The 3,390-nt window shown below is 50.6% G+C and carries 2 rRNA genes; both read left to right on the top strand.

From position 1 onward, the window contains the following. Positions 1–166: 166 nt before the first annotated feature. Positions 167–3,055 (top strand): 23S ribosomal RNA (locus tag XMM383_RS11580). A 132-nt stretch (positions 3,056–3,187) separates the two neighbouring features. Beyond that, a 5S ribosomal RNA gene (gene rrf / locus XMM383_RS11575) occupies positions 3,188–3,303 on the top strand. The last annotated feature ends 87 nt before the right edge of the window (positions 3,304–3,390 follow it).

Genomic DNA, 3,390 nt, shown 5'->3' with positions numbered 1-3,390 from the left:
TATCTTTTAAAGCTTTTAACTTCTTGGAAGTTATTCGTTTTAACGCTCTTTAACAATTTGGAAACTGTAAGATAAAGATTGTCTTGTATTGTTTAATACAAGCGCCAACCGGCGAAATCGATCGTTACGAGAACCATTCAGTTGATCAGACACCTTTGGGTTATATGGTCAAGTGAATAAGCGTGCACGGTGGATGCCTTGGCAGTCAGAGGCGATGAAGGACGTTGTAACCTGCGATAAGGTACGGGGAGCTGGTAAACAAGCTTTGATCCGTACATTTCCGAATGGGGAAACCCACCACGTAAGTGGTATCTCTTTACTGAATATATAGGTTTAGAGAGGCGAACTCGGGGAACTGAAACATCTAAGTACCCGAAGGAAAAGAAATCAACCGAGATTCCCTTAGTAGCGGCGAGCGAACGGGGACCAGCCCTTAAGCTGGATTTGGGTTAGAAGAACAAGCTGGAAAGCTTGGCCATAGTGGGTGATAGCCCCGTATTCGAAAACCCTTTTTCAGTGAAATCGAGTAGGACGGGACACGTGTTATCCTGTCTGAACATGGGGGGACCATCCTCCAAGGCTAAATACTCCTGACTGACCGATAGTGAACCAGTACCGTGAGGGAAAGGCGAAAAGAACCCCTGTGAGGGGAGTGAAATAGACCCTGAAACCGTGTACGTACAAGCAGTGGGAGCCGACTTAGTTCGGTGACTGCGTACCTTTTGTATAATGGGTCAACGACTTACTTTCAGTAGCAAGCTTAACCGTTTAGGGGAGGCGTAGGGAAACCGAGTCTTAATAGGGCGCATAGTTGCTGGGAGTAGACCCGAAACCGGGCGATCTATCCATGGGCAGGTTGAAGGTTGAGTAACATCAACTGGAGGACCGAACCGACTACCGTTGAAAAGTTAGCGGATGACCTGTGGATCGGAGTGAAAGGCTAATCAAGCTCGGAGATAGCTGGTTCTCCTCGAAAGCTATTTAGGTAGCGCCTCATGTCTCACCTTGGGGGGTAGAGCACTGTTTCGGCTAGGGGGTCATCCCGACTTACCAACCCGATGCAAACTCCGAATACCCAAGAGTGCAATCATGGGAGACACACGGCGGGTGCTAACGTCCGTCGTGAAAAGGGAAACAACCCAGACCGCCAGCTAAGGTCCCAAACTTCTAGTTAAGTGGGAAACGATGTGGGAAGGCTCAGACAGCTAGGAGGTTGGCTTAGAAGCAGCCATCCTTTAAAGAAAGCGTAATAGCTCACTAGTCGAGTCGGCCTGCGCGGAAGATATAACGGGGCTCAAACTAGAGACCGAAGCTGCGGATGCGTTTATACGCATGGTAGAGGAGCGTTCTGTAAGCTGTTGAAGCGGAAGCTGTAAGGCACCGTGGAGGTATCAGAAGTGCGAATGTTGACATAAGTAACGATAAAGGGAGTGAAAAACTCCCTCGCCGGAAGACCAAGGGTTCCTATCCAACGTTAATCGGGGTAGGGTGAGTCGACCCCTAAGATGAGGCTGAAAAGCGTAATCGATGGGAAGCAGGTTAATATTCCTGCACCTCGCATAACTGCGACGGGGGGACGGAGAAGGCTAGGCTAGCGCGGCGTTGGTTGTCCGCGTTTAAGGATGTAGGTTTAGGACTTAGGCAAATCCGGGTCCTTCTATGACTGAGATCTGATGACGAGCTCCTATATGGAGTGAAGTAGTTGATGCCCGGCTTCCAGGAAAATCCTCTAAGCTTCAGGTTATGTGGGATCGTACCCCAAACCGACACAGGTGGTCAGGTTGAGAATACCAAGGCGCTTGAGAGAACTCGGGTGAAGGAACTAGGCAAAATGGCACCGTAACTTCGGGAGAAGGTGCGCCGGTTTTGGTGATGGGACTTGCTCCCTAAGCTGAGGCCGGTCGAAGATACCAGGTGGCTGCGACTGTTTATTAAAAACACAGCACTCTGCAAACACGAAAGTGGACGTATAGGGTGTGACGCCTGCCCGGTGCTTGAAGGTTAATTGATGGGGTTAGCTCCGGCGAAGCTCTTGATCGAAGCCCAAGTAAACGGCGGCCGTAACTATAACGGTCCTAAGGTAGCGAAATTCCTTGTCGGGTAAGTTCCGACCTGCACGAATGGCGTAACGATGGCCACACTGTCTCCACCCGAGACTCAGTGAAATTGAACTCGCTGTGAAGATGCAGCGTACCCGCGGCTAGACGGAAAGACCCCGTGAACCTTTACTATAGCTTCACACTGGACTTTGACCTTACTTGTGTAGGATAGCTGGGAGGCTTTGAAACTTGGACGCCAGTTCAAGTGGAGCCGATCTTGAAATACCAGCCTGGTAACGTTGAAGTCCTAACTCAGGTCCCTTATCGGGATCGAGGACAGTGTGTGGTGGGTAGTTTGACTGGGGCGGTCTCCTCCCAAAGAGTAACGGAGGAGCACGAAGGTACCCTCAGCATGGTCGGAAATCATGCATTGAGCGCAAGAGTAAAAGGGTGCTTGACTGCGACACAGACACGTGGAGCAGGTACGAAAGTAGGTTCTAGTGATCCGGTGGTTCTGTATGGAAGGGCCATCGCTCAACGGATAAAAGGTACTCCGGGGATAACAGGCTGATACCGCCCAAGAGTTCACATCGACGGCGGTGTTTGGCACCTCGATGTCGGCTCATCACATCCTGGGGCTGAAGCCGGTCCCAAGGGTATGGCTGTTCGCCATTTAAAGTGGTACGCGAGCTGGGTTTAGAACGTCGTGAGACAGTTCGGTCCCTATCTGCCGTGGGCGTTTGAGATTTGAGAAGAGTTGCTCCTAGTACGAGAGGACCGGAGTGAACGAACCTCTGGTGTTCCGGTTGTCACGCCAGTGGCATTGCCGGGTAGCTATGTTCGGACGGGATAACCGCTGAAAGCATCTAAGCGGGAAGCCCCCTTCAAGATGAGATCTCACTGGACCTTTAAGGTCCCTAAAGAGCCGTTCAAGACTAGGACGTTGATAGGCTGGGTGTGTAAGCGTTGTGAGGCGTTGAGCTAACCAGTACTAATTGCTCGTGAGGCTTGACCATATAACGCCAAAGCTGTCTGAGAGCGAGAGCTTCAGATGAACAGCTGAGTGGTTTAATGATTGATTTAACGGTTGTAGCTTGTATAAACAACCAAGACGCATCTTACAGTATCCAATGCGTTAACCAGTTTTGCCTGGTGACAATAGAGACGTGGAACCACCTGATCCCTTACCGAACTCAGTCGTGAAACGCGTCATCGCCGATGGTAGTGTGGGGTTTCCCCATGTGAGAGTAGGTCATTGCCAGGCACCTAACATAGAAAAAGGGTCATCCGTTCGGATGGCCCTTTTTTTATGTTTGGAGCAAGGAGACTTCTGAGCGAATGCCCATGTGAC

The sequence above is a fragment of the Marinobacterium sp. xm-m-383 genome, assembly GCF_013283255.1.
Lineage (GTDB): Bacteria > Pseudomonadota > Gammaproteobacteria > Pseudomonadales > Balneatricaceae > Marinobacterium_E.
This window is presented reverse-complemented; position numbering and strand designations above follow the sequence as displayed.